Source organism: Roseibium sp. RP-7 (assembly GCF_053005225.1).
Genome location: NZ_JBRKQA010000002.1, coordinates 852953 through 873200, shown reverse-complemented (window position 1 = coordinate 873200; position 20248 = coordinate 852953). Strand labels below are relative to the sequence as shown.

Annotated in this window: 16 protein-coding genes; 8 read left to right on the top strand and 8 right to left on the bottom strand. The window is 58.9% G+C overall.

Annotation, left to right across the window (positions count from 1 at the left end):
* Nucleotides 1–35 precede the first annotated feature (35 nt).
* On the top strand, nucleotides 36–998 hold the full coding sequence (msrP, locus tag ACVDG9_RS18710) for a protein-methionine-sulfoxide reductase catalytic subunit MsrP (protein WP_152505844.1): 963 nt from the start codon (nucleotides 36–38) through the stop codon (nucleotides 996–998).
* A 668-nt stretch (nucleotides 999–1666) separates the two neighbouring features.
* Here msrP and ACVDG9_RS18705 read toward each other — a convergent pair.
* The 3 genes from ACVDG9_RS18705 to ACVDG9_RS18695 are packed head-to-tail and all read right to left on the bottom strand — an operon-like array spanning nucleotide 1667 to nucleotide 4615.
* Complete coding sequence (locus ACVDG9_RS18705; protein WP_022997966.1) at nucleotides 1667–2563, bottom strand: LysR family transcriptional regulator; 897 nt, start codon at nucleotides 2561–2563, stop codon at nucleotides 1667–1669.
* Nucleotides 2564–2593: 30 nt separating this feature from the next.
* Entirely contained in the window at nucleotides 2594–3562 is a 969-nt protein-coding gene (gene trxB / locus ACVDG9_RS18700; protein ID WP_022997965.1) for a thioredoxin-disulfide reductase, read from the bottom strand.
* Nucleotides 3563–3583: 21 nt separating this feature from the next.
* A complete protein-coding gene (locus ACVDG9_RS18695) occupies nucleotides 3584–4615 on the bottom strand; it encodes a mitochondrial fission ELM1 family protein (RefSeq protein WP_447238686.1) in 1032 nt (343 codons plus the stop codon).
* A 201-nt stretch (nucleotides 4616–4816) separates the two neighbouring features.
* On the opposite strand from ACVDG9_RS18695, the gene ACVDG9_RS18690 reads away from it, so the two are divergent.
* Both ACVDG9_RS18690 and ACVDG9_RS18685 read left to right on the top strand, forming a co-directional pair.
* Nucleotides 4817–5284, top strand: coding sequence for an Lrp/AsnC family transcriptional regulator (locus tag ACVDG9_RS18690; RefSeq protein WP_031268195.1), 468 nt, complete (start codon nucleotides 4817–4819; stop codon nucleotides 5282–5284).
* Between the two features lie 34 nt (nucleotides 5285–5318).
* Nucleotides 5319–5669 carry a VOC family protein gene (locus tag ACVDG9_RS18685; RefSeq protein WP_022997962.1) on the top strand — a complete coding sequence of 117 codons (351 nt, stop codon included), beginning with the start codon at nucleotides 5319–5321 and terminating at the stop codon, nucleotides 5667–5669.
* 41 nt (nucleotides 5670–5710) lie between these two features.
* Here ACVDG9_RS18685 and ACVDG9_RS18680 read toward each other — a convergent pair whose 3' ends face one another.
* From ACVDG9_RS18680 to ACVDG9_RS18665, 4 genes are all read right to left on the bottom strand, one after another.
* Nucleotides 5711–6172 carry a hypothetical protein gene (locus ACVDG9_RS18680; protein ID WP_022997961.1) on the bottom strand — a complete coding sequence of 154 codons (462 nt, stop codon included), beginning with the start codon at nucleotides 6170–6172 and terminating at the stop codon, nucleotides 5711–5713.
* Between the two features lie 259 nt (nucleotides 6173–6431).
* Nucleotides 6432–6905, bottom strand: coding sequence for a transcription elongation factor GreA (gene greA, locus ACVDG9_RS18675; RefSeq protein ID WP_022997960.1), 474 nt, complete (start codon nucleotides 6903–6905; stop codon nucleotides 6432–6434).
* Nucleotides 6906–7019: 114 nt separating this feature from the next.
* On the bottom strand, nucleotides 7020–10382 hold the full coding sequence (carB, locus tag ACVDG9_RS18670; protein ID WP_062487795.1) for a carbamoyl-phosphate synthase large subunit: 3363 nt from the start codon (nucleotides 10380–10382) through the stop codon (nucleotides 7020–7022).
* 171 nt (nucleotides 10383–10553) lie between these two features.
* A complete protein-coding gene (locus ACVDG9_RS18665) occupies nucleotides 10554–10832 on the bottom strand; it encodes a helix-turn-helix domain-containing protein (RefSeq protein ID WP_022997958.1) in 279 nt (92 codons plus the stop codon).
* An 870-nt stretch (nucleotides 10833–11702) separates the two neighbouring features.
* Between ACVDG9_RS18665 and ACVDG9_RS18660 the strand changes: the two genes are divergently transcribed.
* Complete coding sequence (locus ACVDG9_RS18660; protein WP_022997956.1) at nucleotides 11703–12140, top strand: MerR family transcriptional regulator; 438 nt, start codon at nucleotides 11703–11705, stop codon at nucleotides 12138–12140.
* Between the two features lie 151 nt (nucleotides 12141–12291).
* Here the strand turns inward: ACVDG9_RS18660 and carA are convergent, their stop codons facing one another.
* Nucleotides 12292–13476, bottom strand: a complete 1185-nt coding sequence (gene carA, locus ACVDG9_RS18655) for a glutamine-hydrolyzing carbamoyl-phosphate synthase small subunit (RefSeq protein ID WP_031268189.1) — start codon at nucleotides 13474–13476, stop codon at nucleotides 12292–12294.
* A 245-nt stretch (nucleotides 13477–13721) separates the two neighbouring features.
* Here carA and ACVDG9_RS18650 point away from each other — a divergent pair, with 245 nt between their 5' ends.
* The 4 genes from ACVDG9_RS18650 to ACVDG9_RS18635 all read left to right on the top strand — a co-directional run bounded on the left by ACVDG9_RS18650 (nucleotide 13722) and on the right by ACVDG9_RS18635 (nucleotide 20245).
* The gene (locus ACVDG9_RS18650; RefSeq protein WP_447239042.1) at nucleotides 13722–14216 is read left to right on the top strand and encodes a GatB/YqeY domain-containing protein; all 495 of its coding nucleotides are present in this window, start codon (nucleotides 13722–13724) and stop codon (nucleotides 14214–14216) included.
* Between the two features lie 176 nt (nucleotides 14217–14392).
* Nucleotides 14393–16339 carry a DNA primase gene (dnaG, locus tag ACVDG9_RS18645; RefSeq protein WP_447238685.1) on the top strand — a complete coding sequence of 649 codons (1947 nt, stop codon included), beginning with the start codon at nucleotides 14393–14395 and terminating at the stop codon, nucleotides 16337–16339.
* Between the two features lie 530 nt (nucleotides 16340–16869).
* Entirely contained in the window at nucleotides 16870–18852 is a 1983-nt protein-coding gene (gene rpoD, locus ACVDG9_RS18640; protein ID WP_447238684.1) for an RNA polymerase sigma factor RpoD, read from the top strand.
* 106 nt (nucleotides 18853–18958) lie between these two features.
* A complete protein-coding gene (locus tag ACVDG9_RS18635) occupies nucleotides 18959–20245 on the top strand; it encodes a DUF930 domain-containing protein (RefSeq protein ID WP_367022225.1) in 1287 nt (428 codons plus the stop codon).
* Nucleotides 20246–20248: the final 3 nt, after the last annotated feature.

The window sequence follows — 20248 nt, the reverse complement described above, 5'->3', positions numbered from 1 at the left end:
TTCCGGTTTCCTTCGGAACAAACGGGAGACTGACAATGAATATACTGAAGAAACGCAGCTGGGAGCTTCCGGAACGGGAAGCAACACCGGAGGCCGTTTTCATGAACCGCCGGCAGATCCTTGCCAGCCTTGCCGGGGCTGGTGCGCTGTTGGGTACGGGCCTTGGAATTCGCCCGGCCTTTGCGGAAGAAGACCCGAGCGCGGGCCTTTATCCGGTCAAGCGCAATGAGACCTTTACGCTCGACAGGGACGTGACCCCGGAAGAGTTCACGGCGAAATACAACAATTTCTACGAGTTCGGCACGCACAAGCAGATCTGGCCGGCGGCACAGGAACTCAAGATCCGCCCCTGGACCGTCGTGCTGGATGGCATGATCGACAATCCGCAAGAGATCGGCATCGATGACCTTCTGGCCAAGATGCCTCTGGAAGAGCGGCTCTACCGGCATCGATGCGTCGAAGCGTGGTCCATGGCCGTGCCCTGGTCGGGATTCGCGCTTGCCGAGCTGGTGAAGCTGGCCGGGCCGCAGTCCGGCGCAAAATACCTGCGTTTTGAAACCTTCCTCGATCCGTCGGTTGCCAGCGGGCAGAAGCAGAGCTGGTATCCCTGGCCCTATGTCGAGGGCCTGACGCTGGAAGAAGCGACCAATGAACTCGCCTTCATCGCTACCGGCGTTTACGGCAAGCCGCTTGCCAAGCAATATGGTGCACCGATCCGGCTGGTTGTCCCGTGGAAGTACGGCTTCAAGTCGATCAAGTCGATCGTGAAGATCTCCTTCACCGACGAGCGTCCGGTCAGCTTCTGGGAGGAGATCCAGTCTTCTGAATATGGCTTCTGGGCGAACGTGAACCCGTCCGTGCCGCATCGCCGCTGGCCGCAGTCTTCCGAGCGGCTGCTTGGAACGGACGAGCGCCGCAACACGCTTCTCTACAACGGCTATGAGGAGCAGGTGGCCGGCCTCTACAAGGACCTGGGCAACGAACGCCTGTTCATGTGAGGTGAAGTGACATTACGTCATGCTGCATCGCAGCATGGCCTAGGCAAAAAAAGAGCCGGGTCTTAAAAGACCCGGCAGTTTATTTTGATTCACTGAAAACAGTGGAATCACCTTCCAGAGGGGAACAGCTGGTCGGAACATCACTGGGAGGAGGACGCGATGTCCATGTGACCAACAGTGATGCTTATATGCAGTGCACAAGCTGCGTAAACAAGAGGCAGGGGCGCAGATCTGCTATGCATTTTACGCAGGGCTTGACTGAATGGTCAAAAATCAGACCAAAACCCCTTTAATTACAACAGATTGAATTAGTCGGTTTTTGCCGGCAGCTTCAAAAAAATTTTTAATTTCGAGTGAAAAAATCGATTGGTTCACCGAAATAAATGCAAATGCTCTCCCCGTGTGCAGTAATTTTGATGCCTAAATGTTGAGCTGATTTGGCGAATGAAACCTGAGTCTGTCCAGTCCTGTGCTTTCCCAGGGGAATGGAGACGATCGGGCCGCTCGGTTGCCGCGGCGCAGGCCGAGTTTCGAGACCTCTTTAGGGGGAGAGTATCTGCAAAATCCTCTGTGCGGCCGCTCGTGCAGGCAAGCAGGGTTGCGTCCCGGTCAAGCCGGGGCTGGTTGAGCCAATCGCAATCGGGCAGATAGACGACAGGAGGGCAGGGTTAGAAAACCCAGCCTTCTGCATTTGCCAGCAGGAACTCGCGGAACGCGGTAACACGCGCGGTGTTCTTCAGTTCCGAAGGGTAGACAAAATAGGTGTCGAAGGAGGGCACCTTGTCGTCCTGGTCGGTCATGACAGGCGCCAGGTTCGACGACTTGTCGATGATGTAGTCCGGCAGAATAGCAATGCCCACGCCGGATTGAACAGCACGCTTGATGGCCACGATGTTGTTGGCCTTCAGGACGGACCTGCGCGGGCTTGTCGCGACGCGCCCGGCTGTTTCCAGCCAGTTCATCGAGCGGAGGTAGGCCGGAGCCTGTTCGCCAAAGGTGATCAGCCGGTGCTTGTCGAGGTCGTCGATCGACACAGGTGTTCCGAACCGTTGAAGGTATTCCGGTGCCGCATAGACATGGAAATGCACTGTAAACAGCTTGCGCTGGATCAGGTCCGGCTGGGTCGGCTGGCGCAAGCGGATGGCCACATCCGCTTCGCGCATGCCGAGGTCCAGTTCGTCGTCGTCGAAGATCAAGTGCAGGTCGACATCTGGATAGAGATCGATGAAGCTTCTGATCCGTGAGGTGAGCCAGGTGGAACCAAGGCCCACCGTGGTTGTCACGCGCAGGGCTCCGGATGGCTTTTCCTTGCTGTCCGTCAGGCTCGACTGAACCGCTTCCAGCTTCATCAGCACGTCGTTGGCAGTCCGGTAGAGCAGTTCGCCCTGTTCGGTCAGCAAAAGGCCGCGGGCGTGCCGGTGAAACAGCGGAACGCCCAGATCGTGCTCTAGCGCACTGACCTGCCGGCTGACAGCCGACTGGCTCATATGCAGGGTGTCACCTGCATGCGTGAAACTGCCAGCCTGTGCGGCCGCATGAAAAATGCGCAATTTGTCCCAATCCATGCGTGCCCCTCCGCAGGACAGTCAGGCAGCCTATTCGGCGGCCTGCTTTGTCGACGTCACTTCATGTTCGGCCAGAAACTTCTCGGCTTCAAGGGCTGCCATGCAGCCCATGCCGGCAGCGGTTACTGCCTGCCGATAAATGTCGTCGGTGACATCACCGGCCGCAAAGACGCCCGGGATGGATGTCCTGGTCGAATCCGGGGCAGTTTCCAGGTAGCCGTTGGACTTCAGCGTGAGCTGATCCTTGAAGAGTTCGACCGACGGTGCGTGGCCGATGGCGATGAAGACACCGTCCGTGGAAATTTCCTGGAATTCGCCGGTCGCGGTGTTTTTCAACCGTACGCCGGTAACTGCTTTCGGCATGCCGCCGCCGAGGATCTCATCGACCTGGTGGTCCCAGATGACGTCGATCTTCGGGTGCTGGAACAGGCGGTCCTGCAGGATCTTTTCCGCCCGCAGGCTGTCACGGCGATGAACCAGCGTCACCTTCGAGGCGAGATTGGCGAGATACAGCGCTTCTTCCACGGCGGTGTTGCCGCCGCCGACAACCACAACTTCCTTGTTGCGGTAGAAGAAGCCGTCACAGGTCGCACAGGCGGAAACGCCGGCGCCCATGTAATCCTGTTCCGAAGACAGGCCAAGCCAGCGGGCCTGCGCGCCGGTGGCGATCACCAGGGCGTCCGCCGTGAACACCGTGCCACTGTCGGCTTCCAGGCGGAACGGGCGCTGGGACAGGTCAGCCTTCACGATGGTGTCGTAAAGGATCTTGGTGCCGACGTTTTCGGCCTGCTTCTGCATCTGTTCCATCAGCCACGGCCCCATGATGGGATCCGCGAAGCCGGGGTAATTCTCGACATCAGTAGTAATGGTCAGCTGGCCGCCCGGCTGAATACCGGCCACCAGCGTCGGCTCGATCATGGCGCGGGCAGCATATATGGCAGCCGTGTAGCCGGCCGGGCCGGAGCCGATGATCAGAAGTTTGCTGTGTTCCGTGCTCATGGGCGCACCTTTATCCTGTTTTCATGTCCCGGCGTTTGCGTTGCCAGGTTGGCCCATCGGGGCGTTGTTCCGGGTTTGCCGTGCGGCCGAAAAATCGCTCAAGATGCGTTGAGCGATCACCGGCGTGGCATCTATCGGCTCGTAGGTAGTGGTTTTCAGCGGACCTGGAAAGGGGTGAATGACACCCATGCGTCGCAAAGTCCCCAAAAACCGGGTGATCTTGTCGTGACCGCCGCTTGGCTCGAATACATGGACCGGCTTGCCGGTGGCTGTGGCCTCACCGATCATGTTCGTGGAATCGGCAGTGGCGATGATCGCATCTGCCTTGGCGAGATAGAGGCCGTAAGGATTGGGCTCATCGCCTGTCCAGTAGAGGTGATTTCCCGATTTGGCCAACCCTGCAAGACCATAGGCCAATCCGGCCGGCGTGCGGCGGGAGGCTGTGATCATGAAATGCACATGTGCCACATGTGCAAGCTCTCGCAGGCCGCTCAAAAGGCGGTGCTGGTCGTCTTCGGAAAACCTGTGGTGCCGGCTGTCCCCGCCGACAAGAACCGCAACATGGGGCCGTGGAAGACCATCTATCTCGGCAACCTGCCGGCTGCGGAGTTCGGCCAGTGTTGCGGCGGAGAACTTGTGTGGGGACGTCGGTGTTACAAGGACGTTCCGTCCGCGCAGCTTGTCATGCTCGGGTACCCAGATGAGATCCGCTGCATCTGGTCCTATCCGCGGGTCTTTCAGGAACACGGTAAAGGTCTTGCCTCCCGAAAGGCGCTTGACCCGGCGCAGATACGGGACCGCCCGGCGGCCGGACGCGATGGCGATATCAGGGTAGGGCGGGGCAATCGGGCTGCCGGGGCGGGTCTCCCGCTCGCGCAGATCGATCGGACCGAAGGGCATCAACCAGGTAAAGGGTGCACGTGGCGCTATGTGGCGTTCTTCAACAGGTGCGCCGAGGGCTTCGGCAATACCGCGGCACTGGGCAACATCGCCCGCCTTTCCATCGGTGAGGATCCAGAGGGAAGAAGGGGCTTTCTCCGGCGAAAAAGGCATGTTTTGGAGAAGTTCCCCTATCGTAATCTTTCGAAATCGTGCGCAATTTTGTTATAGTCTTGCACAAACGCGCAAAAAATCATAACTCGGCACACAAATAGAGGTTAGCTTGGGATTCCGGTATCGGGCAAGGCGACAGTCTTGCGAAAGACCCGAATGCCCACAGCATGGCGCGTCATGCGAAGCGCGAAGGAGACAGGTTTGAAAGCGCGGCTCGATGCCATTGATTGGCAGATCCTGAAGGAATTGCAGGATGACGGACGGATGACCAATGTGGAATTGGCCCGTCGGGTCGGCATATCCGCTCCTCCCTGCCTGCGCCGGGTGCGCGCGCTGGAGGAAGCCGGGCTCATTCTGGGCTACCGGACCCTGCTTGATGAAAAGCAGCTCGGTTACGACGTGACAGCCTTTGCAATGGTCGGGCTGCACAGCCAGACCGAGGCGGATCTGATTGCCTTCGAACAGACGGTTCAGAACTGGCCGCTGGTGCGCGAAAGCTACATGCTTTCGGGTGAGGTCGACTTCCTGCTGAAATGCGTTTCGCCGGATCTGCAGACCTTCCAGAATTTCATCATTCGCGAATTGACCGCTGCGCCCAACGTCGACAGCGTTCGTACGGCGTTGACAATCCGCCGCACAAAAGACGAGCCTGTCGTTCCAATCGATTGAAGTCCGAGCCGGCTGCAAGAAGGAACAAGACGCCATGGCTGTGAAACGTGTCGTTGCCAACATCGCATCGCCGGATACCGGCAAGGCGCAAAGCTTCTACGGCGACGTGCTGGGCATGGACCTGGCGATGGATCACGGCTGGATCGTCACCTTTGCAGGCGAACGGGGGGCGATGGCCCAGGTCAGCATTGCGGCGGAAGGCGGTGCGGGAACGCCCGTGCCCGATTTTTCGGTCGAAGTCGATAACCTTGAAGAAGTGCTGGAAAAAGTGCAGGCAAAAGGCCTCGGCATCGAATACGGCCCGGCAGATGAGCCTTGGGGCGTCAGGCGCTTTTACGTGCGCGACCCTTTCGGGCGCCTGGTGAATATCTTACAGCACGCGTGAGGCGTTGCCTGCCGATCCGGCAGGCAAGGGCGCCAACAAACTCACGAAGCCAGTTTTTTCACTTTTTTCTGGAGACGCCGGATCAGGGAGATGTCCCTGAGAGCCGCGGTGACCAGTGTAAAGGCGACGGTCACCAGCAGGATGGTCGTCAGTGCCGCAACGGGCAGCATCTGGTCATAGTGGTAGCTGTCGAGCGCCTGGTCGACGGGTTCAATGCCGGAATAGAACCTGCTGCGTATCGTGTCGCTGTAGGTCGTTATGCCAAAGTTGCCATACTTCAGATATTGCAGACCGAAGACGACGAAGAAGACGGCAACAGCCAGAGCGATCAGGTAGCCGGCCATCCGCACGGCGAACACGAAGGAGCTTTCGTGGCGTTGCGCGACGAGGCGCTTGAACATCAGGCGTTCGCGTGCCGTGAGCCTGGAAAACAGAAACCAGCGGTATATCCATAACGGCACCGACGCGATCAACAACCATACAGCAATCGCGTTAAAGACCATTGCAAATCCTCCGACACTTTCCGGTTGTCAGCTTAACGGCTGTGTCGTGGACGTCAAAGGGAAAGCTCTGCTTTTGCTGCGACTTAAGGACAGTCGCAGAACGCGCGTACGTTGCCGGGGAGCTGTGCCAGGCAGGTCCGGGTTCAAAGGGAACCCGGACATTGAAACGGCCAGGGGCAATTTTCAGGCCTGCTAAGACCGGGGACGGTCCCTGCAAAGAGAGGCCAGACCGGGAAGGCTCAACACTGAAAGGCTGGGGTCAGACGAAGCGTACGTCCACGATCTCGTAAGACCGGGCACCGCCAGGGGCAGCAACTTCGACACTGTCGCCGATGGACTTGCCAATCAGGGCGCGGGCGATCGGAGAAGAAATAGAGACCTTGTTCTGCTTCACGTCGGATTCGACGTCGCCAACGATCATGTATTTCTTTTCTTCTTCGGTGTCCTCGTCGATGAGGGTGACGGTCGCGCCGAATTTGACGATGTCGCCGGACAGCTTGGTCACATCAATGATTTCAGCGCGGGACAGCTTGTCTTCCAGTTCCGAAATACGGCCTTCGTTCAGGCTCTGGGCTTCTTTAGCCGCATGGTATTCCGCATTTTCCGACAGGTCGCCATGCGCGCGTGCTTCAGCAATCGCCTCGACGATGCGCGGGCGCTCTACCGCGGTACGTTCCTTCAGCTCGTCCTGGAGCATCTTGTACCCGGCGGAGGTCATCGGAACTTTTTCCATTGGTCTCAGACCTTCAGCTTATTGGGTCCCCCTAATCTCGAGGACCGCGCTTTGACAAAAACAAACCAAGCCGGGAAAGGCGCGCTTTCCCGGCCGGTCACGAGTATAATAGCCTTAGCCGAAGTAGGATTGTAAAGGTCTTACTTCAAGGCTCCCAGCTTTATGGGCGGCAATGCCTTTCGCGGCAGCCACTGATCCTGCAAGGGTCGTGTAATACGGTACCTTGTTCAGAAGAGCCGCCCGGCGCATCGACCGGCTGTCGGAGATGGCCTGTGCGCCTTCGGTCGTATTGAAGACGAGCTGGACCTCACCGTTCTTGATAGCATCAACGATATGAGGGCGGCCTTCAAGAACCTTGTTGATCTTCTTCACCGCAATCCCCTTGTCCTCGAGGAACTTCTGGGTGCCGCCGGTGGCGATGATCGTGAAACCGCCGGCTTCCAGGCTGCGGACGGCGTCAAGCACGCCGGCCTTGTCTTCGTCGCGCATGGAAACGAACACGGTGCCCTTGTCCGGAACCCCTGTGCCGCAGCCGATCTGGGATTTGGCAAAGGCCTTGCCGAAGGCAGTGTCGAGGCCCATGACTTCGCCAGTCGAGCGCATTTCCGGTCCGAGGATCGTGTCGACGCCGGGGAAGCGGGCGAACGGGAAGACAGCTTCCTTGACCGCGATATGGTCGAGTTTCTTCTCGCTGAGGCCGAAGGAAGCCAGGCTTTCTCCCGCCATGATGCGGCTGGCGATCTTGGCGACCGGCGCGCCGATCGTCTTGGCGACGAAGGGCACGGTGCGCGATGCGCGCGGGTTGACTTCCAGAACGAAGATCTCGCCGTTCTTGATGGCGTATTGCACGTTCATCAGGCCGCCGACTTCCAGGGCCAGAGCCAATGCCGTGGTCTGGCGCTTGAGTTCTTCAAGCATCTCTTCGCCGAGCGAGAACGGCGGCAGGGAGCAGGCGCTGTCGCCGGAATGGATGCCGGCTTCCTCGATGTGCTCCATGATGCCGCAAACGAACACGTCCTTGCCGTCGCAAAGGGCATCGACATCCACCTCGATCGCGCCGTCGAGATAGCGGTCGAACAGCAGCGGGTTGGTGCCCAGCACGGTGTTGATCTGGCCGGTCTTGTCGTTCGGGTACTTGGCCCGCACTTCCGCCGGGACCAGCTCCGGCAGGGTGCCAAGCAGATAGGAGTTGAGGGCTTCCTCGTCACGAATGATCTGCATGGCACGGCCACCCAGGACATAGGACGGGCGGACCACCAGAGGAAGGCCGAGTTGACCGGCGATGAGGCGACCCTGTTCGACGGAATAGGCGATGCCGTTTTCCGGCTGCTTCATGTCGAGCTTGATCAGAAGCTTCTGGAACCGGTCACGGTCTTCGGCAAGATCGATCATGTCCGGTGAAGTGCCGAGGATCGGCACGTCCGCCTTGACCAGCGCCTGCGCCAGCTTGAGCGGGGTCTGGCCACCGAACTGGACGATGACGCCGTGCAGCGTGCCGTTCTCCTGCTCCTTGCGCATGATCTCCAGCACGTCTTCAGCGGTCAGCGGCTCGAAGTAGAGGCGGTCGGACGTGTCGTAATCGGTGGAGACGGTTTCCGGGTTGCAGTTGACCATGATGGTCTCGTAGCCCGCGTCTTCCAGTGCGAAGGCGGCATGACAGCAGCAATAGTCGAACTCGATACCCTGGCCGATCCGGTTCGGACCGCCACCCAGAATGACCACCTTCTTCCGGTCGGACGGGTTCGCCTCGCACGCGGGCTGCCCCATGAAGGGAGCCTCGTAGGTGGAATACATATAGGCAGTCGGGGAAGCGAACTCGGCAGCGCAGGTGTCAATGCGCTTGTAGACCGGGTGCACGTCCAGCTGCTTGCGGAGCTTGGCAACGTCCGATGCATCGAGATCGGCAAGGCTTGCCAGGCGCGCGTCGGAAAAGCCCATGGCCTTCAGTTTGCGCAAGTTCGCGGCATCTTTCGGCAGGCCGAGCTTGCGGACCTTCGCTTCCATTTCCAGGATGGCTTCGATCTGCTCCAGGAACCAGGGATTGATGCCGCTGGCCTCGTAGATTTCCTCGACCGTCATGCCAAGGCGCATGGCCTGGGCGACGTTGAGAAGCCGGGTCGGTGTCGGTGTCGAGACGGCAGCGCGCAGGGCGTTGCGGTCGTCGCCCTGATCAAGGCCCGGGATTTCGGTTTCATCAAAGCCGTTCAGGCCCGTTTCCAGACCACGCAATGCCTTCTGCAGGCTTTCGTTGAAGGTCCGGCCAATGGCCATCACTTCGCCGACTGACTTCATGGCAGTGGTCAGGGTTGCTTCGGAGCCCGGAAATTTCTCGAAGGCGAAACGCGGGATCTTGGTGACCACGTAATCGATGGTCGGTTCGAACGATGCCGGGGTCGCGCCGCCGGTGATGTCGTTCTCCAGCTCGTCCAGCGTGTAGCCGACAGCAAGCTTGGCCGCGATCTTGGCGATCGGGAAGCCGGTTGCCTTGGAGGCCAGGGCGGAAGACCGCGACACGCGCGGGTTCATTTCGATGACGACCAGGCGGCCATTGTCCGGATTGACCGCGAACTGCACGTTCGATCCGCCGGTTTCCACGCCGATCTCGCGCAGCACCGCAATCGAGGCGTCACGCATGATCTGGTATTCCTTGTCGGTCAGCGTCAGGGCCGGCGCGACAGTGATGGAATCACCGGTATGCACGCCCATCGGATCGACGTTCTCGATGGAGCAGATGATGATGCAGTTGTCCGCCGTGTCGCGGACCACTTCCATTTCATATTCCTTCCAGCCGAGCAGGCTCTCGTCGATCAGGACCTGACCGACCGGAGATGCGTCGATGCCGGAGCGGACGATGGTTTCGAATTCTTCCCGGTTATAGGCAACGCCGCCGCCGGTGCCGCCGAGGGTGAAGGCGGGGCGGATGATGGCCGGCAGGCCGATCTCGTCGATGGCGCGCATGGCTTCAAGATAGCCTGCATTGCGGTCGTAACCGACGATCCGGCCGTTCTCGTCGTGAATTGCCGGGGAGGAGGCGATGGCCGCGCGCGGGTTTTCCAGGCCGATGACGTCCATCGCAGCCCGGAACTTTTCGCGGTCTTCAGCCTTTTCGATGACATCGGCGCGGGCGCCGATCATTTCCACGCCGTATTTTTCCAGAACACCCATCTGTTCCAGATCGAGTGCGCAGTTCAGCGCGGTCTGGCCACCCATCGTCGGCAGAAGCGCGTCCGGGCGTTCCTTCTCGATGATCTTGGCCACCAGCTCGGGAGTGATCGGCTCGATGTAGGTCGCGTCAGCCAGGTCCGGGTCGGTCATGATCGTCGCCGGGTTCGAGTTGACCAGGATGATGCGATACCCTTCCTCGCGCAGCGCCTTGCAGGCCTGGGTGCCCGAATAATCGAATTCACATGCCTGGCCGATGACAATCGGACCGGCACCAATAATCAGGATGGAAGAGATATCTGTGCGTTTTGGCATCTCGGCTCGCAGCTCGCAGCGGCCTTTCCGGACAGCGGGCTCGCTATTCGGTCTGGCTCGGACATGAGGGTATGACTATGTTGGCTGAGCGCGTCTTATAGGGAAAAGCTGCGCAGGAGGGAACCCCGCCAGGGCGTGAAAGTCGACCTTTTGCGAGCTAAAATCACGACTTTATTCCGGCTTGGCAATTTCGGCGGGTAACGGGATCGTTGTCTGGCCGTCAAAGTCGCCGATCCCTTCCGACAATGCATAGCAGGCAAGGCGGATGGATTTGGGAATTTCAACGGGTCGCCCGTCGCGATTTCCCTTTTCGTAATACTGGATCATGCGCTTCTTCAGGCCCAGACGGTCTGCCGCATCCTTCTGCTTGAGCCCGAGTGCTCGCCGCCAATGGCGGAACTGCTGCGGGGTCATGCCGGGCATGGTGTCTTTGGATTTTGAATCGGCCATTTCGTCTTATTCCAGAATACCTTGGTTGCGGGCATCCCCTTGCGGGTTCGCTCGTCCGGTACTTCTGACAAAAATAACCTTGCTCATCGCTTGTCAATCGAGAAGTGCACAATGTGCTCTTTTGCGTCGATGGAGGTGGTTGAATTTGATGGTAAAATTGACCGTGTGGACAAAAAATTGATATACTTGTTCGGTGCCGTAACGGTTGGTCAAATAAGTGATAAGCTTAGATTTTTCCTTATCTTTTCATGAGGAGTAAGGCTGAATTGATATTCGCGCATAGCGGGTATTGTTGCGTATGTAGCGTTCATTTTCGTCTCGCGGATCACGATTCGCGAACTTTTTTGCCTACATAGTATCTAAGGGAAATTCACTAATTGTAATAATCCTCAGGGTTAGGAGTAAGCGAACTAAGTAATTTTCCCTTGGTCGTTGCCGTGAGGTAAAGAAAATTTATTGTGGATTTATATATTCAAGAAAAGTCTAGTTCTTATATTCAGATTATCGATAATTAATATTTGTTCGTGTTTTGGCTAAAGTGCCCCTGAATAAACATTCGTAGTTGCGTGTCCTTTCTCGTAGGTTTTTAGTTTTAGTTTTCGCATAACTGAAACTTCCGTAAAAACTGGGCAATATTCCTAAATTTGGCGTAGATTTTAACTGTCGATCCGGTGTATTAGACTACTGCTTAGTCTCCTATGAGTTTGGCGTTGGGAGCTTCTGAAGCGAAGAGCATTGCGCTTCAAGCTGAGGGGGCTGTAATTGCGGTGCTAGTGGGACCTGATGAACCGGAGGTGGGACCGGCGAGTCGGGAGCGCAGCAAGACCCAGCCAGACTTGGAACAAAAAAGACAAGATCGGGCTTAAAAGTATGAACAATGTAGCAACCAAGATGGTCGTGGTGCCGGATATTGCCGGGCCAGGACAAGAAGTGATGCTTGACGATCGCGCTCTCGCGATCTCGGAAATGTCCGAGCGGTTCGACGTAACCCTCAGGACGCTTCGTTTCTACGAAGAAAAGGGTCTTCTCAATCCGGTTCGCAAGGGCGCACGCCGTTTCTACGGTCCTCGTGACGTTTCGCGGATGCGGGTAATCCTGCAGGCCAAGAAGATTGGCCTCACGCTTGCCGAAATCCGCCGGGTGATCAAGCTGGTGGAAGGCAACGGCAAACGGGAAGACCAGTTCAAGGAACTTCAGGAAATCTGCCTTGCGCAACAGGAAATCCTGGTGGAGCAGAAGCAGATGCTTGACGAGCAGATCGCAGAAGTCGGTCAGATCCTGACGGCATTTGACGAACTGATCGGATAAAGCTTCCGGCATCAGTTATCAAAAAACCCCGGTGTGCACTGCACGCCGGGGTTTTTTATTTGAGACAATGCTGCATTCCGGTGGCGGAGTGGCGTTGGCCGGCTGGTTCGTCAGCCAAACGCTTGTCTGCATTTCCCGGGGCCCGAGTAGGTCAGGCTGCCGATTTCGCGCTTTCCATCAGGTCGGTGAACCGCTTGAACAGGTAGTGGCTGTCACGCGGGCCGGGGGATGCTTCCGGGTGATACTGGACGGAAAACACGGGTTTGTCCTTCATCGCCAACCCACAGTTGGATCCGTCGAACAGGGACACATGGGTCTGCTGAACGTTGTCCGGCAGACTGTCCGCATCCACCGCGAAACCATGGTTCATCGACGTGATTTCAACCTTGCCGGTGGTATGGTCGAATACCGGATGATTGGCGCCATGGTGCCCCTGGTGCATCTTGAGGGTCTTGCCGCCAAGCGCCAGAGCGAGCATCTGGTGGCCAAGGCAGATCCCGAACGTGGGAACGCCCGCATCGACAATCTTTCTGATCATCGGCACTGCGTAGTCGCCCGTTGCGGCCGGATCACCGGGGCCGTTTGACAGGAACACGCCATCGGGCGCTTGCGCCAGGACGTCATCCGCCGTCGCGGTCGCAGGGAGAACCGTGACCTCGCAGCCGGCGTCAGCCAGAAGGCGCAGGATGTTGCGCTTGATGCCGTAGTCGATGGCAACGACCTTGAACTTGCCGGCCTTTGCCTCGCCGTAGCCCTCGTCCCATTTCCAGGTCGTCTGGTGCCACTGGTGCGACTGGGTGGTGGAAGCGTCCTTGGCAAGGTCCATACCCACCAGGCCGGGCCAGTTTCTGGCAGCCGTTTTCAGGGCATCGACATCGAATTTGCCGTCCGGCGAATGCGCGATCACGCCGTTGGGCACGCCTTTTTCCCGGATCAGTGCGGTCAGCGCGCGGGTGTCGATGCCGCTGATGCCGATCAGGTTGCGGCTCTTCAGCCACGCATCGAGATGTTTTGCCGCCCTGTAGTTGGCCGGATCGGTGATGGCGGCTGCCAGCACAACGCCGCGGATGCCGCTGTCTGCTGCCATGTTGACCGTCTCGATGTCTTCATCGTTGGTGCCGACATTGCCAATATGCGGAAATGTGAAGGTGATGATCTGACCGGAATAGGATGGGTCGGTCAGGATCTCCTGGTAACCGGTCATTGCCGTATTAAAGCAAATCTCACCAACGGCTTGGCCGGTTGCGCCGAGGCCCTGTCCCTCGATTACACTGCCGTCGGAGAGCACAAGCAAGGCGGTCGCCGGGGTCTCGGACCATGCGTCTGCAGTCGTCATGTCTTGTTTCCAGATCTTGTTGGTGACATCATGCGCTGCAGGAAGGGCGTCTGCGGCGGGCTGGAAAGCCCGCAAAAGGCCGCCTGCATTAAGCGCGGGACTCTATGGGAAGCGGCTTGGATCGTCAATATTGATCCTCTGAAAAAAGATCTTTAAAATTCAATGGCTTGGCTGAGAAAATGGAATGGCGCCCCTGAGCGCCGGGCCTCAGCGCGGCAGGGGTGGGGTGAACCATGCGCGATGTGATGCGCGAAAGAATCAACGCTGCCCTGAAAGCGGCACAGGACGAAGGCGACAAGCGCAGGTGCGCCACGTTGCGTCTGGTGCAGACCGCTGTGAAGGACCGTGAGGCTGCTGCCCGTGAAAACGGCAAGGACGGCGTCAACGAAACCGAAGTGATTGAGATCCTTCAAAAAATGATCCGTCAGCGGGAAACTTCCGCGGAAGAGTTCGAAAGCAGCGGACAGCTCGACCTGGCCGAGCAGGAGCGCGAAGAGCAGGAAATCATCCGTGAATTTCTGCCCGTTCAGCTCAGTGACGAGGAAATGCAGAAGATCTGCGAAGAGACGGTCAAGGATATCGACGCCCATGGTCTGCGTGACATCGGCCGCTGCATGAACGAACTGAAGAGCCGTTATCCCGGGAAAATGGACTTCGTGCAGGCGTCCTGCCTGGTGAAGGACATGTTGCGCGCTGACGGTGGTGAACAGAGCAGCAGCGGGACTGGTAAACAGGACTGAGCCGCTGTTGCAGCCGGTGAGGCTGATGCAAAAATCTTCCAGTGGTGCCGGGCATGAGGCCCGGCACCACTGGAAACGACCTTCAAGACATTCTATTTTGGCGGACTGACCGGCGGCGCCCGAATGTGCCGATGGCAGGATGCCGTTTTCTGTAATCCGGACCCGTACACTGTTCCATGCGTTTCGAACCGCGCCTACTCGATGAAATTCGTGCCCGTCTGACCTTGTCGGATGTTGTCGGGCGGCGTGTGACCTGGGACAGGCGCAAGACGCAGCCGGGCAAGGGCGACTATTGGGCGTGCTGCCCGTTTCATCAGGAAAAGAGCCCAAGTTTTCACGTCGACGATCGCCGTAACCGCTACAAATGTTTTGGCTGCGGTGCGTCCGGTGATCATTTTACGTTCCTGTGTGAAACCGAAGGGCTGAGCTTTCCGGAGGCCGTCGAACGCCTTGCCGAACAGTCCGGCGTCGGTCTGCCTGCGCCCGATCCCCAGGCGGCGCGGCGCGAGAAGAAGCGGGCCGGGCTTGCCGATATCTGCGAAATGGCGGCGCAGTTCTTTCAGGCCGAGTTCGTGGGCCCTCGTGGCGACACCGCCCGTGCCTATACGCAAAAACGCGGCCTGACGCCCGATACGCTGCGCGAGTTCCGGTTCGGGTTTGCGCCTGAAAGCCGCGATGCGCTGAAGGGATATCTTGCAGCGCGCGAGATCCCGGAAGCCGCAATGATCGAGGCAGGGCTCATCATCAAGCCGGAAGACGGGCGCCCGTCCTACGACCGGTTCCGCGGACGTTTGATGATCCCGATACAGGATGATCGCGGCCGGGTGGTCGCCTTTGGCGGGCGAACCCTGTCTCCGGACGGACAGCCGAAATATCTGAACTCGCCGGAAACACCTCTTTTTCACAAGGGTGTCATGCTGTTCAACGCCCATCGCGCACGCGAACCCGCCTTCAAAAGCGGCGAGGCAGTGGTGGTGGAGGGCTATCTCGATGCAATCGCCCTCTGGCAGGCGGGCATCCACCATGTGGTCGCGTCCTTGGGCACGGCCTTTACCGAAGACCAGGTGGTGCGGCTCTGGAAATTCGCACCCGAACCGGTGATCTGCTTTGACGGCGATGCAGCAGGTGTTTCGGCAGCGCATCGCGCCATCGACCGGATCTTTCCGGTGCTCAAGAGCGGCTATTCGTTCCAGTTCTGCTTCCTGCCTGACGGCATGGACCCCGATGACCTCATCAAGCAGCGCGGGGTGGCAGGCTTTCACGACGAAGTCGAACGGGCACAGTCCCTGTTCGATGTGGTCTGGGAGCGGGAGATTTCCGTTTCACGGCTCGATACGCCTGAACGCAAGGCGGCACTGGAAAAGCGGTTCGATGATCTGATTGCCACCATTCGCGACGAGCGGGTGCGGCGACGGTATCAGCTCGATCTCAAGTTCAAGCTGTCGAATCTGTTCTTCGAGCAGGCACGCCAGTCCCGGCAGGGAGGCAAGGGTGGCAAGGGCGCTGGTTCAGCCGATGCGGCGTCTCCGCTCGGCACAGCACGCGAACGGGTTGCTGCCAGCCACGATTTCGGCACCGAACGGCTGGTGCTCGGTTTGAGCATGCGCTTCCCGCATCTGCTCGACAGGAACTTCGAGCGGTTTTCCAGGTTGCCGTTTGCCAATGATCTCCACAGGCAATTGCGGGACATTTTGTGCCGGATCGTCGACGATCTGGAAGCGACGCCCATTTCCGACCTGACCAGCGCATTCGAGGAACCGCTTCGGAACATCATGGGCGAAATGATGCTCGAAACCATCGGCATGCAGCAGCAACGTGGTGCGGAGTTTTCCGCGCTGATCCATCGCTTCCCGCTTCTGAAATCCAACCCGCCGGAGGATTTCATCGAAGCGGCCTATCTGCACTTTCTCGATGTCCTGGAACTCAATGCGCTGGAAGACGAACTCTCCTCCGAGCTTGCTACCGCGGACGAGCAGCTCGATGAGCATTCCTGGATGCGCATCCAGGCCTTGACGCAGGACCTCAGCCGGAGGCGAGAGGAATGTGCGCGCGATGAAGCCGACCTTGCCGAGCGTGCCAAAAAGATCCGCACGGCACCTCCTGTGGCCGTGGCAGCTCATTGACGGAATGGCTTGCCGGTAGCTTAAACGAGGATGTGTGGACCTTCAGTTGCGGAAAAGGGAACTTTTGGAGCTGCGACCCGTTTTCTGGCGACGAACCGGCATTGGGCCTGAAAATGCCCTCTTTGGTGTGCGCAGGAGCACAAAAATGGCATTTTCCAATTGACCGGTGACGAATCACACTTGCGAATCGCGTGAGCCGAGCTAAATAGAACCTTTGCAGCCCTCAAGCGCCGGAGCTTTCAAGCCTGCTCGCGGCAAAAGTCTTAATATAGCTGCAACCCGAACGAACACCTTTTACGCATCCGTTTCCGGATGCCGACAGAAAAGGCCGTGTGCTGCGTCGATGCTGAAATATGCCAATGTCGAAAAGTGTACGGTTAATTGGGACTTAAGGGACACGGCTTACAAACCTAACCGCAGTGATTCTTTCAGACGCCGCCGCACCACATGCTGGCGCGCTGGGGGTGAATTGGGTTGAAGCCAAACAAAGGGCGCGGCGTGGCCGGACCGGCCGCGAACTGGAGCACGATATGGTAGCCAAAGCGACACAAGCAGACGACACACAGGAGCAGAGCACGGACGGCCCTGACGGCCCTCTGCTGGACCTGTCGGATGCCGCTGTCAAAAAGATGATCAAAGCCGCCAAGAAACGCGGCTATGTCACCTATGATGAACTGAACGAGGTTCTGCCCTCGGAGCAGGTGTCTTCGGAAAAGATCGAAGACACCATGTCCATGCTTTCCGATATGGGCATCAATGTGATCGATTCCGACGAAGCCGAAGAAGGCCCGGAAGAAGTCGATGGCGGCGATCTGGTCGCTGCAAGCACGACGGCGCTTGCCAAGAGCACCACGAAAGAGCCCGCCGACCGCACCGACGATCCCGTGCGCATGTATCTGCGCGAGATGGGGTCGGTCGAGCTGCTGTCGCGTGAAGGCGAAATCGCGATTGCCAAGCGCATCGAGGCTGGCCGGGAGGCGATGATTGCGGGTCTTTGCGAAAGCCCGCTGACGTTCCAGGCCATCATCATCTGGCGTGACGAGTTGAACGAAGCCCAGGTCCTTCTGCGCGACATTATCGATCTGGAAGCAACCTATGCCGGCCCTGATGCCAAGGCCGGCCCGGCCGTTGCCAATGACGATGTGGCGCCGGGCGAAGGCAATTCGGAAAACTCCGGCGGTGCGTCTGAAGACACCGAAAGCGAAGACGGTGACGGCGAGGATGACGACGACGAGTTCGAATCCAACGTTTCCCTGTCCGCGATGGAAGCCGAGCTGAAGCCGGGCGTCCTGGAAACCTTCGACAACATCGCCGACAACTACAAGAAGCTTCGCCGCCTGCAGGATCAGCTGGTGGAAAACAAGCTGGCCAACAAGACCCTGTCGCCAAGCCAGGAGCGCCGCTACAAGAAGCTGAAAGAAGACATCATCGTTGATGTGAAGAGCCTGTCGCTCAACCAGAACCGTATCGACGCCCTGGTTGCCCAGCTCTATGACATCAACAAGCGCCTGATGGGCTATGAAGGCCGTCTGCTGCGTCTGGCCGACAGCTACAATGTCGACCGCACGGACTTCCTGAAGCAGTATCAGGGTGCCGAGCTCGACCCGAACTGGCTGCGCAAGGTTGCCAATCTTTCCACGCGCGGCTGGAAAAACTTCATTGCGAAGGAAAAGGAAACCGTTCGCGAGCTGCGTCAGGACATCCAGACACTGGCCACCGAAACCGGGCTCGAAATCACCGAATTCCGCCGCATCGTTGCAATGGTGCAGAAGGGCGAGCGCGAGGCACGTATCGCGAAGAAGGAAATGGTCGAGGCGAACCTGCGTCTCGTGATCTCCATCGCGAAGAAATACACCAACCGCGGCCTGCAGTTCCTGGATCTGATCCAGGAAGGCAACATCGGCCTGATGAAGGCGGTGGACAAGTTCGAATACCGGCGCGGCTACAAGTTCTCCACCTATGCGACATGGTGGATCCGGCAGGCGATCACCCGTTCGATCGCCGACCAGGCCCGTACCATCCGTATTCCGGTGCACATGATCGAAACGATCAACAAGATCGTGCGTACGTCGCGCCAGATGCTGCATGAAATCGGACGCGAGCCGACCCCGGAAGAGCTGGCAGAAAAGCTGCAGATGCCGCTGGAGAAGGTTCGCAAGGTTCTGAAGATCGCCAAGGAACCGATCTCGCTCGAAACACCGATTGGTGACGAGGAAGATTCGCATCTGGGCGACTTCATCGAGGACAAGAACGCGGTTCTGCCCATCGATGCGGCCATCCAGTCGAACCTGCGCGAAACGACGACCCGCGTGCTCGCCTCGCTCACTCCGCGTGAGGAACGCGTGCTGCGCATGCGTTTCGGTATCGGCATGAACACCGACCACACTCTGGAAGAAGTCGGGCAGCAGTTCTCGGTTACCCGTGAACGTATCCGCCAGATCGAAGCGAAGGCGCTGCGCAAGCTGAAGCACCCGAGCCGGTCTCGCAAGCTGCGTTCGTTCCTGGACAGCTAAGCTGCCGGGAAGAGCTTGAAACATCAAAGAACCCGGCGGAGACGCCGGGTTTTTTTGAAACTTCGAACCTGAAATCAACCGGCAACTTTGCTTTAAGGGCGCTCTATTGGCCATCACCGCCGACATGGACCGGAACATGGTCGGGATCGAGCCTGCGGACCGGCGGCTTTTCCTGGGGGGGCTTGTGGTCTCCGCCGTGCTGCACGCGCTTGTGGCCTTGATGCTGCTGGAAGGCGTATCCGGCTATACGACGCAGCCCCTACAGGACGTGGTTGAAGTCGAACTGCTGCCCCCGCCGCCGCAGGAGGAAGAGACGCCACCTGTGGAGCTTGAGCAACCTGAACCGGAGCAGCCGGAGCAGGAAGAGGTGGAAACACCCGAACAACCCGAGCCGCCGGAACAGGAGCAGGCCGAGGAAGCCCCGCCGCCACCTCCACCACCGCCAGCGTCCGCTCGCGAAGACCTTGCCGAGACGCCCGAACAACCGCCAGAGCCGTCCGTTCTGCAGGAAGTGACCGAGTTCGGCGAAGAAGACACGGGGCTGCAAGGGGAAGAGGAAACGCCGCCGGCATCCGCGGAAAGCGCATCCTCGGAGAGTGAGCAGCAGGCGGAAACCGACGCGCAGACGGATGAGGCCCAGGCGGGCGAAACGGACGCCGGCGAAGGCGAAGGTGAGGGCGAAGGTCAGGAGACCGAGGCTGCCGAAACCGAAGCGCCGCAGGAGGAGGCTTCGGACGAGGCACAGGATACCGCCGCTGAAGACGCCGCTGATGATAGCGAAGCTCCAGAGGAGGCCGCAGACGTTGCCGAAACACCCGAACAGCCGGAGGCCGTGCCAGAGGAGACCGTTGGAACCGGCGCGGAAACGGACACGGCTGAAACCGGAGAGCAGCCCGCCGAAGACTTCGGAATTGTCGGACCGATCGCAACCAACAAGACGCCCGCTCCCAAACCACCGAAACCGGTGGCTTCGCCTCAACGCGACCAGGCAGGAGGAGGGCGAACATCAGGCGGCTCGGAAGGACCTCCAGCCGGAATGATTGCAGCTCGGGAACTTTATTCCCGCGATATTCTGGATGATCCGCAGGCACGCACGGCCATGCGCGGCATGACCGAGGGCCAGCGGCTGAACCTCTTGTGCATGACCGAGTTGAGAGAGCAGATTGCTTCCGTCAGTTCCTTGCCGCCCGAACTGCTGCCGTCTTTCCGGCCTCGTGGCGGCAACGTTCTGCAGCCGCGTATTGCCGCTTTCCGCAGTCTTGGTCGCTGGTTCGACGTGGCTTTCCGCTGCGAGACGGACAGCGGCGTGACGCGCGTGGAGCGGTTCTCTTTCAAGATCGGCAAGGAGATCCCGCAAAGCCAGTGGCTGGAACGGGGCCTGACGGGGTTCTGACCC

Coding starts and splice junctions, on each gene's coding strand:
- msrP (WP_152505844.1), top strand. CDS start 36: ATGAATATACTGAAGAAACGCAGCTGGGAGCTTCCGGAACGGGAAGCA.
- ACVDG9_RS18705 (WP_022997966.1), bottom strand. CDS start 2,563: ATGGATTGGGACAAATTGCGCATTTTTCATGCGGCCGCACAGGCTGGC.
- trxB (WP_022997965.1), bottom strand. CDS start 3,562: ATGAGCACGGAACACAGCAAACTTCTGATCATCGGCTCCGGCCCGGCC.
- ACVDG9_RS18695 (WP_447238686.1), bottom strand. CDS start 4,615: ATGCCTTTTTCGCCGGAGAAAGCCCCTTCTTCCCTCTGGATCCTCACC.
- ACVDG9_RS18685 (WP_022997962.1), top strand. CDS start 5,319: ATGGCTGTGAAACGTGTCGTTGCCAACATCGCATCGCCGGATACCGGC.
- ACVDG9_RS18680 (WP_022997961.1), bottom strand. CDS start 6,172: ATGGTCTTTAACGCGATTGCTGTATGGTTGTTGATCGCGTCGGTGCCG.
- greA (WP_022997960.1), bottom strand. CDS start 6,905: ATGGAAAAAGTTCCGATGACCTCCGCCGGGTACAAGATGCTCCAGGAC.
- carB (WP_062487795.1), bottom strand. CDS start 10,382: ATGCCAAAACGCACAGATATCTCTTCCATCCTGATTATTGGTGCCGGT.
- ACVDG9_RS18665 (WP_022997958.1), bottom strand. CDS start 10,832: ATGGCCGATTCAAAATCCAAAGACACCATGCCCGGCATGACCCCGCAG.
- ACVDG9_RS18660 (WP_022997956.1), top strand. CDS start 11,703: ATGAACAATGTAGCAACCAAGATGGTCGTGGTGCCGGATATTGCCGGG.
- carA (WP_031268189.1), bottom strand. CDS start 13,476: ATGACGACTGCAGACGCATGGTCCGAGACCCCGGCGACCGCCTTGCTT.
- ACVDG9_RS18650 (WP_447239042.1), top strand. CDS start 13,722: ATGCGCGAAAGAATCAACGCTGCCCTGAAAGCGGCACAGGACGAAGGC.
- dnaG (WP_447238685.1), top strand. CDS start 14,393: ATGCGTTTCGAACCGCGCCTACTCGATGAAATTCGTGCCCGTCTGACC.
- rpoD (WP_447238684.1), top strand. CDS start 16,870: ATGGTAGCCAAAGCGACACAAGCAGACGACACACAGGAGCAGAGCACG.